Genomic DNA, 19,197 nt, shown 5'->3' with positions numbered 1-19,197 from the left:
AGGGGTTTAAACCATGCAGCACGTCACTTTATTACCACTAGATTTATGCTATACAAATGTGATTTTCGAGCTATCAAGTGATCCACATATAAAAAATGCATTGGGGATAACGGTAGAAAACATCGAAGACACGAAAACATTTCTTCTTTTCGCAATAGAAGAAGAGCGTCAAAAGAAATCCTTATCGAGAATGATTGTGAATGAAGAAAATGAAATAATTGGCCTCACCACACTTAAACATATTAATAATGAGAAAAAGCAATCTCACATTGGTAGTTGGCTCGGCTATCCGTACTGGGGAAAAGGCTATAACGAGGCTGCTAAAAAAGAAATCTTTAAAATCGCCTTTTTAGACTTACAACTTTCCTACGTATTTGCTGGTGCTAAAACGAATAATATCCGCTCTTTAAAAGCACAAGAAAAACTACCTTATATTTCATTGCATGTGGAAAACAAGTTTCCAGACGAACACGCTGCACTAGAGAAAGAAGTAAAGTCACCTTGCTCTCTGCATGTCGTGTCACGTGAAAATTTTTTAAACTGGTTGAAATTACAGAATGAGGAGGCAAAATATGAAGGTATTGAAAGTTAGTTTAACCGTTGTAGTAGAATTAGCTCTTATTTATCTTTTTTCATTATTGGTCGGTTGGTCATTTATAGAGACCTTTTTCCTTGGTAGTTTAGCAATATTTGCAATTATGTGGTTAATTATTATGAGTAACCATAGAAATAACATTACAGATCACGCAATAAGTAAAACATTAACTGGCGTTGAGACTGGCGAAATAAAGCCATTTCAAATTGTTTTGACTCCATCTATTATGGGTACTCTTTCACTTGTTTTAGTCAGTTTTATAATAACAGTTATTTACTATCTACCCTATTTCCTATAAAAAAAGCACTCGTGAATTATCACGAGTGCTTTTTTACTATGCACGAGAAACGTATTTACCTTCACCAGTGTTGATGATAAGCATTTCGCCTTCGTTAATGAAGATTGGTACTTGTACAACAAGACCAGTTTCTAATGTAGCTGGTTTTGTTACGTTAGAAGCAGTATCACCTTTAATACCAGGCTCTGTTTCTGTAACTTGTAATTCAACTGTGTTTGGAAGTTCAACACCAAGTACTTCGCCTTGGTAAGTCATAATTGCTACTTCCATGTTTTCTTTTAGGAATTTAAGCTCGCGCTCGATTTGTTTTTCACCAAGTTCGATTTGCTCATAAGTTCCGTTATCCATAAATACGTGAGCCTCACCGCTTGCGTATAAGTATTGCATACGACGGTTTTCGATGTGTGCTTTTTCTACTTTCTCACCTGCACGGAATGTTTTCTCTTGAACAGAACCTGTGCGAATGTTACGTAGTTTAGAACGAACGAATGCAGCACCTTTACCTGGCTTTACGTGTTGGAAATCAAGTACTTGCCAAAGGGCATTGTCCACTGAAATTGTTAAACCTGTACGAAAATCGTTTACTGAAATCATGTAAAAAAATCCTCCTGTGTATTACAAAATAATAAGTTCTTTTGGTGATTTCGTAATTACTTCATTACCTTCACTTGTCACAATGATATCATCTTCAATACGTACGCCGCCAATACCTGGAATATAAATACCTGGCTCTACTGTTACAGCCATACCTGGTTCAAGTACTGTATCAGAACGGAACGCTAAACCTGGTGCTTCATGGAGTTCAAGACCTATTCCATGACCAGTAGTGTGTCCAAAGTATTCACCATATCCTTTTTCCGTTATGTAGTCACGCGTTAGCGCATCAGCCTCGCGACCTGTTAAACCAGCTTTAATACCGTTCACACCACGTAGTTGTGCTTCTAAAACGATATTATAAATTTCTTTTAATTTATCAGATGGTTCACCGACTGCAATCGTACGAGTAATATCAGAGCAATATCCTTTGTAATAAGCGCCGAAGTCTAATGTAACGAAATCTCCTGTTTCTATCACTTTTTCAGATGCCACGCCGTGCGGTAATGCCGAACGAAGACCTGAAGCAACGATAATATCAAACGAAGAAGATGTTGCTCCTTGTTTTCTCATGAAAAATTCAAGTTCATTTGACACTTCAATTTCAGATACTCCCGGGCGAATGAATGATAGAATATGCTCAAAGGCAGCATCTGCAATCTGTGCAGCTTCCTTTAATATCTTAATCTCTGAATCAGTCTTTATCAAGCGTAACTTTTCTACAAGTCCAGAAGTCGGGATAAATTCAGCATCAATCGCTTCCTTATGCACTGAATAAGAACTATATGTAAGAGTATCTTGCTCAAAACCAAGTTTTTGAATTCCAAGCTCTTTCACTTGCTTTGCCACTTCATCAATGATCAATCCTGCGTGCTGTACAACCTCATATCCAACCGCTTGTTTACTTGCCTGCTCGACGTAACGGAAATCTGTAATAAATTGAGCACGATCTTTTGAAATAAGAACAACGCCTGCTGTTCCTGTGAAGTTAGCCATATATCTACGACTATGTTCATTTGTTAACAAAATACCGTCAATGCCAGCCTCATCAAATGCACTTCGTAATCCTTCAATTTTCTCCATTACTCTATGCCCCCCTCAATTTCTCCATTAATGCAAATAACGCTAACTTATAGCCATAAAAACCAAATCCTACAATTTGACCTGCACAAACAGCTGCCGTCACAGATTCATGACGGAATGATTCACGCTGATGAATGTTAGAAATATGTACTTCAATAACAGGAATCGAAATGCTCGCAATGGCATCACGAATCGCATAGCTATAATGCGTAAATGCTCCCGGATTTAAAATGATCCCTTCATATATATCTTCCGCTTCATGAATAATGTCGATAATGGCACCTTCATGATTCGATTGGAAACATTCTAACTCCACTCCCATTGTTTCTGCTTCTTGCTTCATATCTGCTTCAAGTGTCGCTAGCGTGCCCTTTCCATATACATTTACCTCACGAACACCGAGGCGATTTAGGTTAGGACCGTTTACGAGGAGTAACTTTTTCATATTCTTAAAACTCCTTAATATTAATATCTATACAATATTTTAACATAGGAGTTACTTATTTGAATAGTTCGTCTTCTCTTGCCCTTCTTGTTCTACTTTATTGCTATTTACTGCATAAGAAACAGAATATGCTATAAACACACCATATAATATAAAAATACATATTGTCGTTACAATTGTCTCTTTTGGCAAATGGAGCGCACTTTTAATAACAGGAGCCATTAAACCCATCCCAAAAAACAGTAATGCCCACCAAAATAGCCCATAAATAATTCCCGCAATAATCCCTTCAAACTTTGCAAAAAATGCTTTATATAAAAAGGCAATCAAAATTGAAAGAAGTCCCATACACACTATTCCGGACACATTGCCCCATACCCCCTCTTTCCAACTTCCAAACGCAAATGGTAAAAGGAAATAATTCGGTCCCGCCTCCGTGAATGAAAATATATGAAGGAAATACCATATCCCGCCCCAAAAGATTCCACCAAACAAACCGATCTGCACAAAATTCCTTGTTCCTAATTGTTCTTGACTCACATCGACACCTCCGCTCAATAGTATGCCCGAAACTATTTTGAAGCATGTTTAAATCCTGCGAAATTTGTCTATAAAAAGAATAAGAAATGTCCGACTCTCATAATATTTTCCCTTGTCATCTACTTGTATTTGCCGATAAAATAAAGGAAACTCGGTGATTGTCTTATTTCAAAACGACAGAACCCAGTATGACAATTGCCTCTTTTTCTACATAAGAGAGAAACAAATACAGGTTGGTGTTAACATGGCAGAAGAGTCAAAACAAATATATGGCGGGCAAGCGGTCATAGAAGGAGTTATGTTTGGCGGTAGAGAATATACTGTTACAGCGGTTCGTCGTAAAGATAAATCGATTGAATTTTATCGATTACCACGCGTTCGTAATAAAGTATTATCTATCCTAAAAAAAATTCCATTTTTACGAGGGATTGCCGCTATTGTGGATGCAAGTGCGAATGGAGCAAAGCATTTAAACTTCGCTTCTGAACGATTTGACGTCCACCCAGAAGATGATGAACAAATTGCTAATAAAAAAGAAGAACAATCAAAATTAACGATGGTATTAGGAGTTGCAGCTGTTGGCGTTTTATCTTTCATATTCGGTAAAGTCATTTTCACAGCAGTTCCTGCACTATTAGCTGAATTAACAAGACCGATTTTCCCATCTCATACTGGGCAAATCATTGTCGAAAGTGTCATTAAGCTCATGCTATTATTGAGCTATATATACTTTATTTCTTTAACCCCACTTATTAAGCGGGTATTTCAGTATCACGGTGCAGAGCATAAGGTAATCAATGCTTATGAGAATGACCTTCCTCTGACTGTAGAAAACGTTCAAAAGCAAACTCGTCTCCATTATAGATGCGGCAGTAGCTTTATTATATTTACAGTCATTATTGGAATGTTCGTTTATTTCCTAGTCCCTACAGATCCTCTTTGGGCACGAGTTATAAACAGAATTTTATTAATTCCAGTTGTACTTGGTATTTCTTTTGAAGTATTGCAATTTACAAATCGATTACGAGATATTCCCGTATTACGCGTACTTGGATATCCTGGATTATGGCTACAACTATTAACAACGAAAGAACCAACAGATGATCAAGTGGAAGTAGCAATTGCATCGTTTGAAGAATTATTACGTTTAGAGAACAAACAATAATTATTTAAAAATGGTGTTCAACTCCTTTCCTCATCGTTAATATACTAATTTTAATATACGTTTTTAGGAGGTGTCCCTTATGAACGGTCGTTCGTTTACTTTCGCTATATTTGTGCTTATTATCGGATTGGCAATATTCGGCCTTGTTTCATCTGTTATTACAAATCCCATGGGTGTATTAAGAAATATCGGGTACATGTTACTTGTTGTCGGTATCTTTTACTTGCTATACAAGATGTTTACAAATTCCAGTGGTTCTGCAAATTCGCAAAGCTCATATAAGCGTGCGGCAAAACAATCGAACCGCAAACATGGGAAACAAAATGTAGCACCCCTAGGCAATTCTTTCTTTAAGTCAAATACTTCTAATGACAAAAGTAAAAAAGGGAATTCTTCCACTTTGAAACGAAAAAGAAAACAGTCTCATTTAACTGTCATTGAAGGCAAAAAAAGCAAAAAGAAAGACCGTGCTTCCTTTTAGGAAATACGGTCTTTTTTTATACTTTGAAGCACTTCTTTTAAACTTTTCTCTCTCATACTTTCAATTCGAAGATGATGATTTTCAAATGGTAAATTCCGTGTCACATCATTAGGTACCACAACGCACGTTAATCCCGCTGCAATTGCTGCTCTCAATCCATTTAATGAATCTTCAAACACAACAGCTTCAGACGGCTTAATTCCTAATTCTTCTATTGCAATTCGATAAAGAGCTGGATCTGGTTTTACCTTCTCAACATCTTCTCTCGTTTTAATAACTTCAAAATAATCTCGAATCTGTAGCTCTTCTAAAAAATGAATAACCCATTCTCTAGACGAACTAGAAGCTAGTGCGATTTTTAATCCCATTTCTTTCGCTTCTTCTAAATATTCTTTTACCCCGTCACGAGCTTTTGGTATTTTCATTTTCTCTTTATGTAAAGTTGCCACTTTTTCTTTTAATGCACTTTTGTTAAACTTCTCTTTTAATTGATCATTTAAATATGCATAAAGTACCTCATCTGTTGTTCCAATGCATTTCGCAAATTCCTCTAAAGGTAGTTCTTCGCCGTATTCACGAACAGCATCTCTGAAAGAGTGAAACCATATCGTTTCTGTGTCCACAATTAATCCATCAAAATCAAAAATAATTGCTTTCATAATTCTCCCATCCTTTTCGAATTGAAATAAAAAAGGAAACGCCATACGTTCCCCTTAATTACTTTTCTCTTCATTTGCTCTTTGAACACCGCGAAGTGTTTCCACTCGGACTGCATCTTGTTCAAAGTATTCCACTAAATCACCAATGCGATCAATCGCTTCCCAACTTAAATGATGCTCAATTCCTTCTACATCATTGTAAATTTTACCTTCATCCACACCGATAATACGCATAAATTGCTCTAGCAAGTCATGACGATATACGAGACGTTCTCCGATTTTTTTACCTTTTGTTGTTAATACAAGCCCTCTATATTTTTCATAAATTAGATATTCATCTTTGTCTAATTTTTGCACCATTTTTGTTACAGAGGATGGATGTACACTAAGCGCTTCAGCAATATCAGATACGCGGGCATAACCCTTTTCATCAATCAACAAATAAATTTGTTCAATATAATCTTCCATACTAGGGGTAGGCATCGGTTTCCTCCATCCAAGTTCATTTTGCTTATTCCGTACGAAGCAATCAATAAAATGATACACCAGAAAGAATAACGTGACAAGGTGGAAACGAGCCTAAATATATAAAACAAAAAAGAATCTGTATTTGCATACAGACTCCCCTTAAGTAAAGTATTGTATTTCTGCATTAGGAAAAAACTCATTTATATAACCTCTTATCGTTTCTTCCAATACTGCTGCTTCATCTTTTTTATATACGTATTTTCCGATGCCGTATCGTCCCCATTTATATTTACGCTTCTCTTCATCCATTTCAAGTTTCGTCTTCGGATAACGCTCTTGAATGACCTTTTTTGCCGGTTTTGTAAAGCGATGTTGAATTAATTCAAATGTTAAATTTGGTATCGACAAATCTTTTAGTGCATTGTACAGTCGCTCAAATAGTTCACGGTATCCTTCTTCCCACCCTTCATGCATATAAAGCGGCGCAACTATAAATCCAAGTGGATAACCCGCACCTGCTACTTTACGTGCAGCCTCTATTCGCTCCTCAAACGGCGATGTCCCTGGTTCAAAATTTTTAATTACATATCGTGAATTTATACTAAATCGAAAACGAGTTTTCCCATTATGCTTTGCATCTAATAAATGATCAACGTGCGAATATTTCGTGACGAAACGTAAGCGCCCATATTCACTTTCTCCAATGAATTCAATCGCCCGCTTTAATGCATGTGTTAAATGATCAATTCCAACAATGTCTGATGTACACGCTGCTTCAAATCTTGTTATTTCAGGTGCCCTTTCATCCATATATTGCTTTGCCTTCTCAAATATTTCATCAAGATTGACATACACACGAACGTAAGGCTTACTCCCAAGTGTCGTTTGCAAATAGCAATAATGACAATGTCCCATACACCCTGTTGCGAGCGGAATTGCATATTCAGCTGACGGTTTTGACGTATCAAACTTTAGCGTCTTCCTCACTCCAACGACAAGTGTAGCCTTTGCATTACGATACTTTTGCAAATCATTTTCTCCTGGCAAATTTCTAATTTGATTATGTGATGTCGTTTCACGAATTTCTAATCCCATCTTCGTAAACTTCTCATAAAGCTCTTTTCCAAGTGGATATTCAAGTGCCTTTGGTTCAAAGTAAACGAGTTTTGGCATAAATGGTTTCATATGCTTCCCTCCTCTCGTTAGTATGGGAAGCATTGAAAAATTAACACTCATTAAAGTTTTCCACTTCAGTAACTTGCTTTGCAAGTTACTGAATGTTATAATTTGGATAACAGCTACCTTGCACAGCAAGTTACCTAAATAAAAGGTGGTGAAATCATGCACAGCCAAATGTTAAAAGGTGTGCTCGAAGGTTGCATCCTATACATTATTTCACAAGAAGAAGTGTACGGATATGAACTGAGTACAAAATTAAATAAGCACGGCTTTACATTCGTAAGCGAAGGAAGCATATATCCGTTATTGTTACGTATGCAAAAAGAAAAATTGATTGAAGGAACATTAAAAGCTTCCTCACTCGGTCCAAAGCGAAAATATTATCACGTAACCGATAAAGGGTTAGAACAACTTGAAGAATTTAAACAAAGCTGGGGAATGGTTTCTACTACGGTAAATAACTTATTACAGGGGGAATGATAGGGATGAATGCACAAGACATGATTGAATTGAATAATAAAAAACGTGAGCTTCTAACTTCCGAAAACGAGGCTGCTTATGGTGATATGTTAGTATATCTTCGAATATCAAACGTACCCGAGCAACAAATGGAGGAACTGTTACTAGAAATATTAGATCACCTCATCGAAGCACAAGCAGAAAATAAAAACGCTTATGACATCTTTGGAGATAATTTACAATCTTATTGCGATGAACTTATATCAGCTTTACCAACTCAAACAAAGTTAGAAAAAACTTCTTTAATTGGATTTTCTATTAGCTTACTTCTTGCTATACAGTTTGGCATAAATGCAATTATTTCATTTTTTATGTTTCTCTTTGAAAAAAACAATACATTATCAAGTCCGCCTTTTAGCATCCTTGGAACTACTTTGTCTGTTTCAATAATTATACTAGGTATACTATTTATTTTATATTTATTAAAGCGTTACTCCTTTGATCAGAAAATGAATTGGAAAAGAAGAATTCTATTTGGATTCGCATTTGCTACTCCATTTTGTTCCGCTGTATTCTTAAATATTTATTTCCAAAAGCAACCTTATCTCATTTACCATCTAAACTTTTGGCAAAGTGCCTTAATTGCTATCTTATTTTTTATTTTATATAAATTACTATACAAAAAATCAAATTTTTAACAGCCCTTCAAAAGGCTGTTTTTCTTCTGTCTAATTTTACAAATTGAAAAATTTCATAAAGAAAATAAGAAAAATGCAAAATAATTAAAGTTAATTGTTGACGTGATGCTTTTATTATCGGTATCATAAATCTTCGTGAGCAATTATTTTTCGTTATACGATTTTTTTATTATTACTGAATTTTTGAGAGGAGAAATTAGATGTCAGTTAAGAAGAAAACGCAAGTACGCACCGGCAAAATGGTACGTGAACTAATGTTAGCAGACGAAGATGTAAATGCTTCGCTAATTATGGTATATAGTGAAAACGGTGTAAACGCAGAAATTAAAATCGAGGGCTTAACGCCGAAATGTAACGAAGAATTATTTTTGAGCGGAAACGTGGATTGGAACAAGAGTGTTATTTATAAAATTGTTGATTTCACTGGAAACGCTGAAGTTGGTAAAGTTACATTAACAGCGATGAACAAAAACAATGTTTCTCTAGAAATTGAACGCGTTATGTGGAGTAAAGAAAATAAAGACGCTGCCGAGCAAGAAGAAACACAGGTAGAAGCAGCGCCGAAAAAAGAAGTAGTTGTAGAAGCTCCAAAAGCAATTCCACCCGCTCCTAAGCCTGTTACGCGTGTGGAAACACCTGCTATGGCACCTAAGCCTACTCCGGTACCGACACCGAAGCCAGTAAGTGTAGAAGCGGCTGTAGAACTAACTACTCCAGCACCTGTGAAAAAAGTAGTCCCTACTCCAGTTACAAAGCAAGAAACAGCACCGGTTGCTCCTGCAAAACCGAAGCAGCCTGCTTTGACTGAAACAAATTCAAAACTACAAGAAAATTATGTTAAACTCGTGAAAAAGACAATTGAAGTTTGTCAAGATTACGAGCTTGGCATCGACATAGATGATTCTATTGAAAGCTTAAAAGAAGAACTACAAAGCCAAGGTATTAGCGTTACATTTGACAAAGAAATTATGGACGTTGTAAGTCGCCTTCGTTCTTTACAAGATAAAGGAATCAAAGTAGAAAAAGTACTTAATTTACTATAAAAAAATAAGAGGTGGCAATTGCCATCTCTTATTTTTTATAATTCCACTCATTACTTTCATACTTCTCTTTCGCTAACGTTTGAACTTCATGTAACTGTTCTTCTGTTAATTCATATGGAACAAGTTCTGCATCCAATCCTTTTTCAAACCCAATTTCAAACGCTTTAATTAACTGTTCTATCGTAAATGTACGGTCTGTTAATTCATTAATTGCTACCGCTTTAGAAGAAAACATACTTTTCATACGTTCCTTCACACGTTCATTTGGGAATAAAAATAGATCATATAGTTCATCTAAATCAATTTCTAATGGAATCGATCCATGCTGTAAAATAACACCTTTTTGACGTGTTTGAGCACTACCAGCAATTTTTCTTCCTTCCACTACAATTTCATACCAAGATGGTGCATCAAAACATACGCCTGAACGTGGATTTTTTAAATTTTCACGATCTGCTTCTGTTTTTGGAACTGCATAATATGCTTCTAGCCCTAATGCCTTAAAACCATCTAATAAGCCTTGCGAAATAACACGATACGCTTCTGTAACTGTTTTCGGCATATTCGGATGATCTTCAGACACAATAACACTATACGTTAACTCTTTGTCATGTAGTACACCCCTGCCGCCTGTTTGACGACGAACGAATCCATATTTCTTTTCGTTAACTACATCCATATTAATATCTTTTTCAACACGTTGAAAATATCCAACTGTTAATGTTGGTACTTCCCATTCATAAAAACGAATTGTTGGTGGCATTTTCTTTTCACTTTGCCAATTTAATAAACATTCATCTAACGCCATATTAAATGCCGGTGAACATTGACCAGAGTTAATATAACACCATTTTTCTTTTCCCATCCTGCACCTCATATAACCAAGTATTTTTCACATTCTCTAGTCTACCAAATTCGACAAAATTTGTGAAAGAATACGAAATTTCTTCTTATATGCAAATGAATCTGTTGCATAAATACATATGGGCATTATAATATTGAAAGTAGGATAAGAAAAAAGGGAGCGATAGAATCGTGTCAACAACTTGGATTATTTTATTAGCCGTAATCGTAGCATTCATCGGCTACACTGTATGGATGTACTTCTATCAGAAAAAATTAATTAAAACTCTTACAGAAGAAGAATTTCGCGCTGGCTACCGTAAAGCACAGCTTATCGATATTCGTGAAACAGATGAATATAACGCAGGGCACATTTTAGGTGCACGTAACATTCCGTTATCACAAATTCGCCTTCGCCATAAAGAACTTCGTCAAGATCAACCTGTTTACTTATATTGCCAAAGCGGATTCCGTACAGGTCGTGCAGCGCAATACTTAAAAAAACAAGGCTACAAAGATTTCTACCAATTACAAGGTGGATTTAAATCTTGGACAGGCAAAATTAAAAAGAAATAATAACATACAAAAAACTAGCTGAATAAATCAGCTAGTTTTTTCATTTCATCTTATTCGCAATGTATAATAAATTTTGCTTAATCGTGTCTTTATCGCTCTCTTCTACATTCCGATACAATAGCTGATATTCAATTCCTTTCTCTTTCCATAGAAGCGTAGCAAATTCGTCACCACGTTCATAATCATCTTTATTTTTAAAATAAGCAGACGTTCCATTATTTAGTTTCATTTGTTCTTGAAATCGCTTCTCTGCCACGAAATCCGGAAAACTATAAGGAAAGTTCGCGACATTTAACTCAATATACTCATTTCTACCTTGCTCCTGCTGTTTATATTTAATCGTTAAGACAGCCTTCTTTTTCCCAAGCGTTCTTACTTCACCCTTTACATCACTTATAATGTCGTACGGTAAAAACGTTGGAACTTTAAACTTCACCGGAAAATATTTTGGAATTTCCTTTAGCGGAATAGGATCCGTAACACGATCCATAGCTCCTCCTGTTGTTCCCACAAAGTGTTTTTCTTCTTGCATCGTTTGCTGAAACGAACACGAACTAAGTACAAAACTAGAAAACACGAAACAAATGATTCTTTTTTTCAATTTGTTTCCGCCCTTTCATACCGCTCTCTTAACGAACGAAGCGTTGATCCCGCACTAACGGCCCGATTAGTGCCGGCTAATAATCAGTGGGGGATGGCGCCCACTGATTAAAGTTTCACTTTATATGCTCTTCATATTCGCTTTGTCACCAAACTACACCTTTGAAAACTTTCCACGTTATTCTCACACATTTTGACAACACTTTTTGCAAACAAAAAAGACCCCTATCATTCTTACGCCCAAGTGAAAAGGTTACGCGAATAAAAAGAAGTCTTATTAATACCATAGTTTGTGAAAAGCTTTTCAGGTCAAGATTTTTTCTTTCTTATTATTTTCCCTTTATAATAAGAGAAAGAGGTGATACATATGGCCAATATAAAACAAATTGCTAAAACTGCTGGTGTATCGATATCAACTGTTTCTCGTGTCCTGAATAATCACCCTTACGTAAAAGAAGAAAAGCGTAAGCGTGTTCTAGATGCTGTTGAAGAATTAAACTACGCAAAAAATATAAATGCTGTCCATTTAATAAGAGGGAAAACATATACAATTGGCGTTATGCTCCCTTTCATTAACCTCCCCTACTTCAGTACCATTATTGAAGGAATTGGTAACGAAGCATTATTAGCTGGGTATCACATTAATTTATGCCAAACAAATTACGATAGCCTTGAAGAAATTCGTGTTCTTGAAATGATGAAAATGAAACAATTTGATGGGATGATTATTTGCTCCCGGACGAGCTCTTGGGAACAAATTGAACCTTTCGCAAAATTTGCCCCTATTATTTCATGTGAAAAAATGAACCATCCCCTCATTTCATCCATCTACGTAGATCATTATGAAGGCTTTCGTCTCGGTACTACCTATTTACTAAGTAAAGGCCATGAAAAGATCGGAATTTGTTTAGCGAGAAAAACAAGTGTAAATTCCATGGAGCGTGAAAAGGCGTTCGCCGATACACTTTGTAATGAAGGGAAGACGTTGCATCCTGAATGGATTTTCCACCAATGCTATACAATGCAGGACGGAGCACAAATACTCCATCGTATTTTAAATATGAAAAATCGTCCAACTGCTATTTTCACAGCGAACGATCAAGTTGCAGCTGGTTTATTAACAGAGGCTCGAAAACATGGCATCCGAGTACCTGAAGACCTTGCTATCCTTGGATTTGATAATCATGAAATTTCAAAGGCATTAGAAATTTCCACAATTGAACATCCCGGTCTCGCAATGGGCTCACATGCTTTTTCTTTATTCCATAAGCAGATTCAAAGCGAGCAAATTGTCGGCAGTCCAAAAGAGCTTTCATTCCATTTAATTAAGCGAGAGACTGTCTAAAAAGAGCGTTACCTATAACGCTCTTTTTCAGCTCTTCACCTATTGACATTATATTTTTCATCTCATATAATTAACCTAACGAACGGTAGGTAGGGGATGAAAATGACAGCAAACCGCATTAAAGCTGTAGCACTTTCTCATTTCGCACGCTACGGCTATGAAGGAACTTCATTGGCAAATATTGCTCAAGAAGTTGGGATTAAAAAACCATCGATTTACGCACACTTTAAAGGAAAAGAAGAGCTATATTTCATATGCTTAGAATCTGCTCTTCAAAAAGATTTGCAGAGCTTCACAGGCGATATCGAAAGCTTTTCCAATTCGTCCACTGAAGAATTGCTTTTAAAATTATTAAAAGGCTATGCAAAACGATTTGGTGAAAGTGAAGAATCAATGTTTTGGTTACGAACTTCTTATTTTCCGCCTGATGCATTTCGCGAACAAATTATTGATAAAGCAAATGTACACATTGAAAACGTCGGAAAACTTTTATTCCCTGTATTTAAAAGAGCAAGCGAACAAGATGAGCTGCATAACATTGAAGTAAAAGACGCCTTAGAGGCTTTTCTATGCTTACTCGATGGTCTTATGGTTGAACTATTATACGCAGGTTTAAATCGTTTTGAGACACGTTTAGACGCTTCTTGGAAAGTATTTTGGCGCGGACTTTCAAACTGACGGATTGCTCCTTTGCAATGCGTCGTTTTTAAGCACTTTACCTAACGACTGGTAGGAAGGAGAAATGACATATGGCATGGATTTATGTAATCATCGCTGGTATTATTGAAATCTTTTGGGTGATTGGACTAAAAAAAGCGGAGGCACCACTTGAGTGGGCTGGTGTTGCTCTATTAATTACAATTAGTTTCGTCTTATTATTTAGAGCTTATAAAGATTTACCTGTCGGCACTGTATATGCAGTCTTCACAGGAATCGGAGCTGGCGGAATCGTTCTTACAGAGATTTTCATCTTCGGAGAACCTTTCTCTATTGTAAAAGTTTTATTAATCGGTTTAATCTTCTTCGGAGTAATTGGTCTAAAACGAGTAACAGAAGAAAAAGAAACGAAGGAGGCTGCATAAAATGGCTTGGGTATTTTTAATTCTAGCTGGTATTTGTGAAATTATTGGTGTACTCTTTATGAAAGTAGCCACTGAAAAGAAAGGCTGGGCACCAAAAGTTATTTTAATCGCTAACTTCGGCGTAAGCTTCTTCTTCTTATCTCTTGCGATGAACACGTTACCGATGGGAACTGCTTACGCGATTTGGACTGGAATCGGAACTGCTGGAAGTGCACTTCTAGGCATTCTCATTTTCCGAGAATCAGCGGATTGGCGTCGTCTTGCTTTCTTAAGCTGCATTTTATGCGGCGCTGTTGGCTTAAAACTATTAAGCTAACGTGAGGTGAATGTCATGTGGAAAGAAAAAGGGAATCAACTGTTAGCATGGATTACACTCGGGATTGTCATTCTATTACAAATAAGTTTTCATATAATAGAATCATTGTTTCATAAAGTATTATCCATTCTCACATTCTTTCCTAACATGACACTTGAAATTATATCGATTGTTTGGTCCATTATCGCCTCCATTGCAATCGTCATTATATGGGTATCGCCAAACCGTGGAATACATTATTTAAAAAGGACAGTACTTCTGAAAAAGAGTAACTGTCCTTTTTTATATTCATTCAGACTTTCTGTAGAAGTTTGATATGATAAGACAAAGAAGACCAACGATGACAATACTTATACCAATCCCTTTATGCAAATTAGGAAATGGTGATGGTATATCGGAATAAACATTCCCTAATATGAGACCAATTGAAACGAAAAGTACCCCTATTCTATATAACCATTTTCTTTTGTTCATCATTCTCCCCTCCTAAAATTCTTCATACACTCCTTTCTTTTGGACATACTACCTAAAAAAGGAGTGAATAATATGCAAAATTCTATACATAAGCAGATCCTATTTTTATTTTTCTTCTTTCTCATTCTCGTTATCATTTTCAGCTTTATATTACATACTCCAAAAGATGTTGTACCGAATAGTCTCTCTGTTTATAAACTTTTACTTTCATATTGTCGTTATTGAATAAGGTGCCTTTTATAGGGCACCTTTTAAAATTCTCTTTTTTCATATATTTTTACTGAAACGAAGATAGATGCTATGAACATGCATATTGAACCAAAGAATAACAAGGTATTATATAATTGAATTTGTTCCAAGTTGATTTGAAACAAAACTTCTAAAACAACTATCGGTGCCATGAATATTACTATCGTAATAAAAATAGTTTTCTTATACCCTAGCCAAAAGGATATTGGTAATACAAAGCTTAAATACACTAAAATAAAGCTAATACTAGCAACTATTGTCGTTTCAATAAATTCAAATAAGTTAGCCCCGCTCTTCATTCCCATCGTGAAACAACCGACCGTTACACTTATAAAAAGAATAATAATTGCTACTATATATTTCGCATACACAATTTGTTTTCTCAATATTGGTAAACTATTTACTATAACTTCACTCTCATTTTTACTATCTGCTTCAAATGTTTTTACTGTTGCCCCAATTGTAATAATTACTGACATAATGATGAACAGATTTTCCGTATCTGTTAAGGCCATATAAAAGAAAACAGGATACAGTATGTACCAAATTAAAAATTTCCATTGAATGATGAAATCTTTTAAAATTAGTTGCTTGATCATGTATTACACCTCCTAATATAAAAATGTCCCTTCTATAACTCTGCCTCCTGAAACATTTTCATTGAGAGGAACATTGATACGAATATACTCACTAATACTCCGATACCAAGAACACCCATTGCTTGTGTAGCCTCTTGAGAGTGAAGTACTTTTAACATAATTGTTTTATCACCAAAAATATTGCACATAAGACCAATCATACCCATTAAAGGAAAAAGCATAATCAAATTCAAGACAGTAATAACTTTATATCCCCCAATGTAATTAGTCGGTATCGTTACTGCACAATAAATCAAAGTTGCTACTATTGCTGAAAATACTGCATATCCAGGCATAACTATATCTCTGTTCAATAGAATATTTCCTAATATTATGACTATAAAAGTTGTACTCAAACCAGCCATAATAAATAATGAACTTGCAATATATTTAGCTATAACTATCTCTGTTCTCGTTATAGGCAAACTCACTAATATTTTTTCTGTTTTACTTTTCTCTTCATAATAAAAAGAAATAGATATAATCGTACTACATGTTATAAATAACCCTATTGCAATCCCCATTGGTTGGACTAGATTCCTAAAAACAGAGAAAATAGGTATTAAAAAATATAAAGGAAACATCTTCTTCTGCAAGAAAAACTCCTTCAAAATCAATTGCTGCATATAAATTCTCCTCTCTATAAATCACGCGTTTCATAAATTTTAATTGTAAGAAACATAGAAGCGATATAAATACTAAATAATGTAATGAATCCAACTATAAATACACCAAGATGTAATGGATTCACAATCCAATCAATGAATGATGCCGTAGCGCTTTCTCCGTCACCAATAAACATTCCAACAATAACACCTATTCCAGCGGCTCCACCTGTAAATATTCCACGTACTATTTTTGATTTTGTTCCATAATAACTCGGGAATAATGCTGTAATATAAACTAAAGAATATACAGCACCTCTGACTACTACATACCAAGGAATTTCAATATACAAATTAGGATGATAAGCTCCAATATCACCAATGACAGCGATACCTCTTATAAGAAAAACAACTAGCATAGTAGAAATCATGCCACCTACAATGAATATTACACCCGAAATATATCTAGCAATAATGATATCCTTTCGTCCAACAGGTAAACTATTTATAATAACATCACTTTTATTTTTTTCATCCATCGCTATTAGTATCATAGAAGATGATATCGTTATGAGTAAGCAACTCATCGGAAATAACAATTCACCATCTGGCTCTAATCCAAAGAAAACAAGGGGCATAATAAAATAGACTAACCACGTAACCCGAAAAAAGAACAAATCTTTATAGATGAGCTGACGCATAAGCACCTCTCCCTTTCGCAGTGTAAACGATGATATCGTCTAATGTAGGCTTTTCTATTACAACCTCATTTCCAAACCAATCGATAATTGCTTGTTTATCCTTCGCTAAACCTTCAAAACCAAATTTGTTTTTTCGTAATCCAACAAATAGCTCTTTTCCTTCTCGATCCAATAAATCATTACTTCCCTTTACGCTTACGTAGTTCTCCATCAATTCATCTTTCTCACCAGTAAATATAATTTCTCCGTCATTGATAAACGTAATATAATCTGCAATACGTTCTAAATCCGTTGTAATGTGGGTTGAGAATAATACAGATACTTCATCTTCCATTACAATTTCTTGCAACATATCAAGTAATTCGCTCCGAACAACTGGATCTAATCCTGCTGTCGGTTCATCCATAATAATGAATTCGGCATGATGTGAAAGTGCGATTGCAATCGCAAACTTCATTTTCATCCCTTTAGATAGCTCTTTAATTTTTTTATACTTTGGAACTTGCAATCTGTGCATATACGATTGGTATTGATTTTCGTCCCACTTTTTATATAACGGTGCAATAATACGTTTCATTTGTTCACACGTTAAATCTTCGTAGTAATAGTTTTCATCATATACAAAACCAATATTTTGTTTTATGTCCTTTTCGGCTTTCTTATTGTCTTTGCCAAAAATTTTTATATTGCCGCTATCTTTTCTAATTAAATTCATAATCATTTTGATCGTGGTACTTTTCCCAGCACCATTCGGTCCGACAAACCCCATAATATATCCTCGTGGTAATGTAAAACTTATATTTTTCACTGCGAAATCTTCATAACTTTTACAAACATTTTTTAGCTCTAACATCTCTTATTCCCCCTTATATAAACACGCAATCATCTGCTGCAGTTCTTCAAGTGAAAGCTGCAACACTTTACTTTCTTTTACGATTTCTTCAGCCTTACTTTCCAATAGACGTAGCCGCTGTTCTTTTAGTAGTTCATTATTTTTACATGAAACATAAGTCCCCTTCCCAGCAACAGTTTCTATATATCCTTCTTTTTCAAGCTCCTCGTACGCACGCTTCGTTGTAATTACACTAATTTGCAATTCCTTCGCTAAGCTACGAATAGACGGTAATTGGTCTCCACCCTTTAAACCACCATTTAAAATAAGCTGGCTTAATTGTTTTCTTATTTGCACATAAATAGGGTCTTGGGAAGAATTCGAAATAATAATATTCATGTTTTCCTCCAGTTTGTGTATATACTGTATATATCTTATATACACAGTATATACACACCATCCTATTTTTGGCAAGAAAAAAAGACCAACATTTCCCTGTTGGTCTTTCGTATATGTATCACTTTTCAAAGCGATCTAACATCTCGTCTCTCATTCCGAAACTTACTACTGCAATTCCTATATACATAAACAGAAGAAATGCCGGATGAACTGTGTTGTACCAGCTGCTGTCAACGATTAAGTAAATCGTTAATGCCACAACAAGAACAAACGCTAAGATAAACATATAAAAGTGTCTTGTACTACCCATGATAAACTCCTCTCTTCTCACTTCACCATTCAACAGTTTATTTTATCGAATAATTCGATATGACTCAAGGTTAACTTTCTGTTATGTAATCAAGTTCCACCTTTACAATGTCCTCACATGCTATTGAAATGATTGTTCCTTGTTTATCAATTGCCGTCACTTCTCTATTATCCATTACACGATTTGCTACTCTTTCTAACACTTTCCCTTGGTCTCGATAGCAAAATTCTTTTACATCTTTAATTGTTTCTCCATTTTCTAAATGGTATACCATTCTATAACATCGATATCCCACACTTTCACCCCCGTCTTGCTCGTTTTTTCACATATACATAAAAATGAGTAATTTTTGCCTCATCACATCTTCTTAATTTCAATAAAATTCTAACAAAAATAAATACTTTTATCAAACCGACTTTTTCAACAAAACTACCTATAAAACTACACCTTTACACCATTAGGAAACAAAAAATATAATTTTTTAACATTTTCTTCACTATTTCTGCACAAATTCTCCATA

General features: G+C 35.3%; 29 protein-coding genes and 1 pseudogene. 13 read left to right on the top strand and 17 right to left on the bottom strand.

Features of this window, described 5'->3' with window-relative positions; all coding sequences use genetic code 11:
* Nucleotides 1-13: 13 nt before the first annotated feature.
* Nucleotides 14-592 carry a GNAT family N-acetyltransferase gene (locus MR160_RS06045; protein WP_001164990.1) on the top strand — a complete coding sequence of 193 codons (579 nt, stop codon included), beginning with the start codon at nt 14-16 and terminating at the stop codon, nt 590-592.
* Nucleotides 573-893, top strand: coding sequence for a hypothetical protein (locus MR160_RS06040; protein WP_000866225.1), 321 nt, complete (start codon nt 573-575; stop codon nt 891-893). The genes MR160_RS06045 and MR160_RS06040 overlap by 20 nt, the downstream gene beginning before the upstream one ends.
* 36 nt (nt 894-929) lie before the next feature.
* Here the strand turns inward: MR160_RS06040 and efp are convergent, their stop codons facing one another.
* The 4 genes from efp to MR160_RS06020 are packed head-to-tail and all read right to left on the bottom strand — an operon-like array spanning nt 930 to nt 3,555.
* Nucleotides 930-1,487 (bottom strand): elongation factor P, encoded by a 558-nt coding sequence (efp, locus tag MR160_RS06035; protein WP_000626513.1) that lies wholly within the window; start codon nt 1,485-1,487, stop codon nt 930-932.
* Nucleotides 1,488-1,508: 21 nt separating this feature from the next.
* The gene (gene pepQ / locus MR160_RS06030) at nt 1,509-2,570 is read right to left on the bottom strand and encodes a Xaa-Pro dipeptidase (protein WP_000411021.1); all 1,062 of its coding nucleotides are present in this window, start codon (nt 2,568-2,570) and stop codon (nt 1,509-1,511) included.
* 4 nt (nt 2,571-2,574) lie between these two features.
* A complete protein-coding gene (gene aroQ / locus MR160_RS06025; protein WP_000735141.1) occupies nt 2,575-3,015 on the bottom strand; it encodes a type II 3-dehydroquinate dehydratase in 441 nt (146 codons plus the stop codon).
* A gap of 51 nt (nt 3,016-3,066) precedes the next feature.
* Nucleotides 3,067-3,555: a YqhR family membrane protein gene (locus tag MR160_RS06020; protein ID WP_000076883.1), complete on the bottom strand. Its 489-nt coding sequence runs from the start codon at nt 3,553-3,555 to the stop codon at nt 3,067-3,069.
* Nucleotides 3,556-3,799: 244 nt separating this feature from the next.
* Between MR160_RS06020 and MR160_RS06015 the strand changes: the two genes are divergently transcribed.
* Nucleotides 3,800-4,720 carry a DUF1385 domain-containing protein gene (locus MR160_RS06015; protein WP_000807119.1) on the top strand — a complete coding sequence of 307 codons (921 nt, stop codon included), beginning with the start codon at nt 3,800-3,802 and terminating at the stop codon, nt 4,718-4,720.
* Nucleotides 4,721-4,799: 79 nt separating this feature from the next.
* Nucleotides 4,800-5,201, top strand: a complete 402-nt coding sequence (locus tag MR160_RS06010; RefSeq protein WP_001014463.1) for an SA1362 family protein — start codon at nt 4,800-4,802, stop codon at nt 5,199-5,201.
* Here the strand turns inward: MR160_RS06010 and MR160_RS06005 are convergent.
* The 3 genes from MR160_RS06005 to splB all read right to left on the bottom strand — a co-directional run bounded on the left by MR160_RS06005 (nt 5,198) and on the right by splB (nt 7,513).
* Entirely contained in the window at nt 5,198-5,860 is a 663-nt protein-coding gene (locus tag MR160_RS06005; protein ID WP_014894887.1) for an HAD family hydrolase, read from the bottom strand. The genes MR160_RS06010 and MR160_RS06005 overlap by 4 nt on opposite strands.
* A gap of 54 nt (nt 5,861-5,914) precedes the next feature.
* Nucleotides 5,915-6,343, bottom strand: coding sequence for a transcriptional regulator MntR (mntR, locus tag MR160_RS06000; protein WP_001143081.1), 429 nt, complete (start codon nt 6,341-6,343; stop codon nt 5,915-5,917).
* Nucleotides 6,344-6,487: 144 nt separating this feature from the next.
* The gene (gene splB, locus MR160_RS05995; RefSeq protein WP_000802106.1) at nt 6,488-7,513 is read right to left on the bottom strand and encodes a spore photoproduct lyase; all 1,026 of its coding nucleotides are present in this window, start codon (nt 7,511-7,513) and stop codon (nt 6,488-6,490) included.
* Between the two features lie 156 nt (nt 7,514-7,669).
* Here splB and MR160_RS05990 point away from each other — a divergent pair, with 156 nt between their 5' ends.
* The 3 genes from MR160_RS05990 to MR160_RS05980 all read left to right on the top strand — a co-directional run bounded on the left by MR160_RS05990 (nt 7,670) and on the right by MR160_RS05980 (nt 9,707).
* Nucleotides 7,670-7,987, top strand: coding sequence for a PadR family transcriptional regulator (locus MR160_RS05990; RefSeq protein WP_000556083.1), 318 nt, complete (start codon nt 7,670-7,672; stop codon nt 7,985-7,987).
* 5 nt (nt 7,988-7,992) lie between these two features.
* The gene (locus tag MR160_RS05985) at nt 7,993-8,664 is read left to right on the top strand and encodes a DUF1129 family protein (RefSeq protein WP_000993585.1); all 672 of its coding nucleotides are present in this window, start codon (nt 7,993-7,995) and stop codon (nt 8,662-8,664) included.
* Nucleotides 8,665-8,864: 200 nt separating this feature from the next.
* Nucleotides 8,865-9,707, top strand: coding sequence for a hypothetical protein (locus MR160_RS05980; protein WP_000111891.1), 843 nt, complete (start codon nt 8,865-8,867; stop codon nt 9,705-9,707).
* A gap of 28 nt (nt 9,708-9,735) precedes the next feature.
* Here MR160_RS05980 and MR160_RS05975 read toward each other — a convergent pair whose 3' ends face one another.
* Nucleotides 9,736-10,572, bottom strand: coding sequence for a lipoate--protein ligase family protein (locus MR160_RS05975; RefSeq protein WP_000514075.1), 837 nt, complete (start codon nt 10,570-10,572; stop codon nt 9,736-9,738).
* 170 nt (nt 10,573-10,742) lie between these two features.
* Between MR160_RS05975 and MR160_RS05970 the strand changes: the two genes are divergently transcribed.
* Nucleotides 10,743-11,126, top strand: a complete 384-nt coding sequence (locus MR160_RS05970; RefSeq protein ID WP_000108654.1) for a rhodanese-like domain-containing protein — start codon at nt 10,743-10,745, stop codon at nt 11,124-11,126.
* A 40-nt stretch (nt 11,127-11,166) separates the two neighbouring features.
* On the opposite strand, the gene MR160_RS05965 is transcribed toward MR160_RS05970, so the two are convergent.
* Nucleotides 11,167-11,703 carry a hypothetical protein gene (locus tag MR160_RS05965; RefSeq protein ID WP_043311738.1) on the bottom strand — a complete coding sequence of 179 codons (537 nt, stop codon included), beginning with the start codon at nt 11,701-11,703 and terminating at the stop codon, nt 11,167-11,169.
* A 390-nt stretch (nt 11,704-12,093) separates the two neighbouring features.
* Between MR160_RS05965 and MR160_RS05960 the strand changes: the two genes are divergently transcribed.
* From MR160_RS05960 to MR160_RS05940, 5 genes and pseudogenes are all read left to right on the top strand, one after another.
* Nucleotides 12,094-13,071 carry a LacI family DNA-binding transcriptional regulator gene (locus MR160_RS05960; RefSeq protein ID WP_001273991.1) on the top strand — a complete coding sequence of 326 codons (978 nt, stop codon included), beginning with the start codon at nt 12,094-12,096 and terminating at the stop codon, nt 13,069-13,071.
* A 96-nt stretch (nt 13,072-13,167) separates the two neighbouring features.
* A complete protein-coding gene (locus MR160_RS05955; protein ID WP_002082177.1) occupies nt 13,168-13,749 on the top strand; it encodes a TetR/AcrR family transcriptional regulator in 582 nt (193 codons plus the stop codon).
* A gap of 71 nt (nt 13,750-13,820) precedes the next feature.
* Nucleotides 13,821-14,153 (top strand): DMT family transporter, encoded by a 333-nt coding sequence (locus MR160_RS05950; RefSeq protein WP_000312340.1) that lies wholly within the window; start codon nt 13,821-13,823, stop codon nt 14,151-14,153.
* Nucleotide 14,154: 1 nt separating this feature from the next.
* A complete protein-coding gene (locus MR160_RS05945; protein ID WP_000312623.1) occupies nt 14,155-14,469 on the top strand; it encodes a DMT family transporter in 315 nt (104 codons plus the stop codon).
* 15 nt (nt 14,470-14,484) lie between these two features.
* Nucleotides 14,485-14,741 (top strand): annotated as a pseudogene (locus MR160_RS05940) (DUF3975 family protein).
* A 16-nt stretch (nt 14,742-14,757) separates the two neighbouring features.
* Here the strand turns inward: MR160_RS05940 and MR160_RS05935 are convergent.
* From MR160_RS05935 to MR160_RS05900, 8 genes are all read right to left on the bottom strand, one after another.
* Nucleotides 14,758-14,946, bottom strand: coding sequence for a hypothetical protein (locus tag MR160_RS05935; RefSeq protein ID WP_002162502.1), 189 nt, complete (start codon nt 14,944-14,946; stop codon nt 14,758-14,760).
* A gap of 248 nt (nt 14,947-15,194) precedes the next feature.
* Nucleotides 15,195-15,791 carry an ABC-2 transporter permease gene (locus MR160_RS05930; protein WP_242297103.1) on the bottom strand — a complete coding sequence of 199 codons (597 nt, stop codon included), beginning with the start codon at nt 15,789-15,791 and terminating at the stop codon, nt 15,195-15,197.
* A 32-nt stretch (nt 15,792-15,823) separates the two neighbouring features.
* On the bottom strand, nt 15,824-16,456 hold the full coding sequence (locus MR160_RS05925) for an ABC-2 transporter permease (protein WP_001186571.1): 633 nt from the start codon (nt 16,454-16,456) through the stop codon (nt 15,824-15,826).
* Nucleotides 16,457-16,470: 14 nt separating this feature from the next.
* Nucleotides 16,471-17,136 carry an ABC-2 transporter permease gene (locus tag MR160_RS05920; RefSeq protein WP_001249441.1) on the bottom strand — a complete coding sequence of 222 codons (666 nt, stop codon included), beginning with the start codon at nt 17,134-17,136 and terminating at the stop codon, nt 16,471-16,473.
* Nucleotides 17,117-17,989: an ABC transporter ATP-binding protein gene (locus MR160_RS05915; protein ID WP_000891299.1), complete on the bottom strand. Its 873-nt coding sequence runs from the start codon at nt 17,987-17,989 to the stop codon at nt 17,117-17,119. Before MR160_RS05915 ends, MR160_RS05920 begins: the two co-directional genes overlap by 20 nt.
* Before the next feature lie 3 nt (nt 17,990-17,992).
* Nucleotides 17,993-18,367 (bottom strand): GntR family transcriptional regulator, encoded by a 375-nt coding sequence (locus MR160_RS05910; RefSeq protein WP_001021345.1) that lies wholly within the window; start codon nt 18,365-18,367, stop codon nt 17,993-17,995.
* A gap of 118 nt (nt 18,368-18,485) precedes the next feature.
* Nucleotides 18,486-18,677 (bottom strand): hypothetical protein, encoded by a 192-nt coding sequence (locus MR160_RS05905; RefSeq protein ID WP_000535933.1) that lies wholly within the window; start codon nt 18,675-18,677, stop codon nt 18,486-18,488.
* Between the two features lie 70 nt (nt 18,678-18,747).
* A complete protein-coding gene (locus MR160_RS05900) occupies nt 18,748-18,951 on the bottom strand; it encodes a DUF3929 family protein (RefSeq protein WP_000262496.1) in 204 nt (67 codons plus the stop codon).
* Nucleotides 18,952-19,197 lie beyond the last annotated feature (246 nt).

It is taken from the genome of Bacillus cereus group sp. BfR-BA-01382 (assembly GCF_022663475.1).
Lineage (GTDB): Bacteria > Bacillota > Bacilli > Bacillales > Bacillaceae_G > Bacillus_A > Bacillus_A thuringiensis_S.
This window is presented reverse-complemented; position numbering and strand designations above follow the sequence as displayed.

Bases quoted from the DNA above. Each gene is read 5' to 3' on its own strand.
- MR160_RS05985 (WP_000993585.1), top strand. From the start codon at position 7,993: ATGAATGCACAAGACATGATTGAATTGAATAATAAAAAACGTGAGCTT.
- MR160_RS05955 (WP_002082177.1), top strand. From the start codon at position 13,168: ATGAAAATGACAGCAAACCGCATTAAAGCTGTAGCACTTTCTCATTTC.
- pepQ (WP_000411021.1), bottom strand. From the start codon at position 2,570: ATGGAGAAAATTGAAGGATTACGAAGTGCATTTGATGAGGCTGGCATT.
- MR160_RS05920 (WP_001249441.1), bottom strand. From the start codon at position 17,136: ATGCGTCAGCTCATCTATAAAGATTTGTTCTTTTTTCGGGTTACGTGG.
- MR160_RS05950 (WP_000312340.1), top strand. From the start codon at position 13,821: ATGGCATGGATTTATGTAATCATCGCTGGTATTATTGAAATCTTTTGG.
- MR160_RS05935 (WP_002162502.1), bottom strand. From the start codon at position 14,946: ATGATGAACAAAAGAAAATGGTTATATAGAATAGGGGTACTTTTCGTT.
- MR160_RS05980 (WP_000111891.1), top strand. From the start codon at position 8,865: ATGTCAGTTAAGAAGAAAACGCAAGTACGCACCGGCAAAATGGTACGT.
- MR160_RS05905 (WP_000535933.1), bottom strand. From the start codon at position 18,677: ATGGGTAGTACAAGACACTTTTATATGTTTATCTTAGCGTTTGTTCTT.
- MR160_RS05960 (WP_001273991.1), top strand. From the start codon at position 12,094: ATGGCCAATATAAAACAAATTGCTAAAACTGCTGGTGTATCGATATCA.
- MR160_RS06045 (WP_001164990.1), top strand. From the start codon at position 14: ATGCAGCACGTCACTTTATTACCACTAGATTTATGCTATACAAATGTG.
- MR160_RS05910 (WP_001021345.1), bottom strand. From the start codon at position 18,367: ATGAATATTATTATTTCGAATTCTTCCCAAGACCCTATTTATGTGCAA.
- MR160_RS05930 (WP_242297103.1), bottom strand. From the start codon at position 15,791: ATGATCAAGCAACTAATTTTAAAAGATTTCATCATTCAATGGAAATTT.
- MR160_RS06040 (WP_000866225.1), top strand. From the start codon at position 573: ATGAAGGTATTGAAAGTTAGTTTAACCGTTGTAGTAGAATTAGCTCTT.
- efp (WP_000626513.1), bottom strand. From the start codon at position 1,487: ATGATTTCAGTAAACGATTTTCGTACAGGTTTAACAATTTCAGTGGAC.
- MR160_RS05990 (WP_000556083.1), top strand. From the start codon at position 7,670: ATGCACAGCCAAATGTTAAAAGGTGTGCTCGAAGGTTGCATCCTATAC.
- MR160_RS05900 (WP_000262496.1), bottom strand. From the start codon at position 18,951: ATGGTATACCATTTAGAAAATGGAGAAACAATTAAAGATGTAAAAGAA.
- MR160_RS05915 (WP_000891299.1), bottom strand. From the start codon at position 17,989: ATGTTAGAGCTAAAAAATGTTTGTAAAAGTTATGAAGATTTCGCAGTG.
- mntR (WP_001143081.1), bottom strand. From the start codon at position 6,343: ATGCCTACCCCTAGTATGGAAGATTATATTGAACAAATTTATTTGTTG.
- MR160_RS05975 (WP_000514075.1), bottom strand. From the start codon at position 10,572: ATGGGAAAAGAAAAATGGTGTTATATTAACTCTGGTCAATGTTCACCG.
- MR160_RS06005 (WP_014894887.1), bottom strand. From the start codon at position 5,860: ATGAAAGCAATTATTTTTGATTTTGATGGATTAATTGTGGACACAGAA.
- MR160_RS06010 (WP_001014463.1), top strand. From the start codon at position 4,800: ATGAACGGTCGTTCGTTTACTTTCGCTATATTTGTGCTTATTATCGGA.
- MR160_RS05945 (WP_000312623.1), top strand. From the start codon at position 14,155: ATGGCTTGGGTATTTTTAATTCTAGCTGGTATTTGTGAAATTATTGGT.
- aroQ (WP_000735141.1), bottom strand. From the start codon at position 3,015: ATGAAAAAGTTACTCCTCGTAAACGGTCCTAACCTAAATCGCCTCGGT.
- splB (WP_000802106.1), bottom strand. From the start codon at position 7,513: ATGAAACCATTTATGCCAAAACTCGTTTACTTTGAACCAAAGGCACTT.
- MR160_RS06015 (WP_000807119.1), top strand. From the start codon at position 3,800: ATGGCAGAAGAGTCAAAACAAATATATGGCGGGCAAGCGGTCATAGAA.
- MR160_RS05925 (WP_001186571.1), bottom strand. From the start codon at position 16,456: ATGCAGCAATTGATTTTGAAGGAGTTTTTCTTGCAGAAGAAGATGTTT.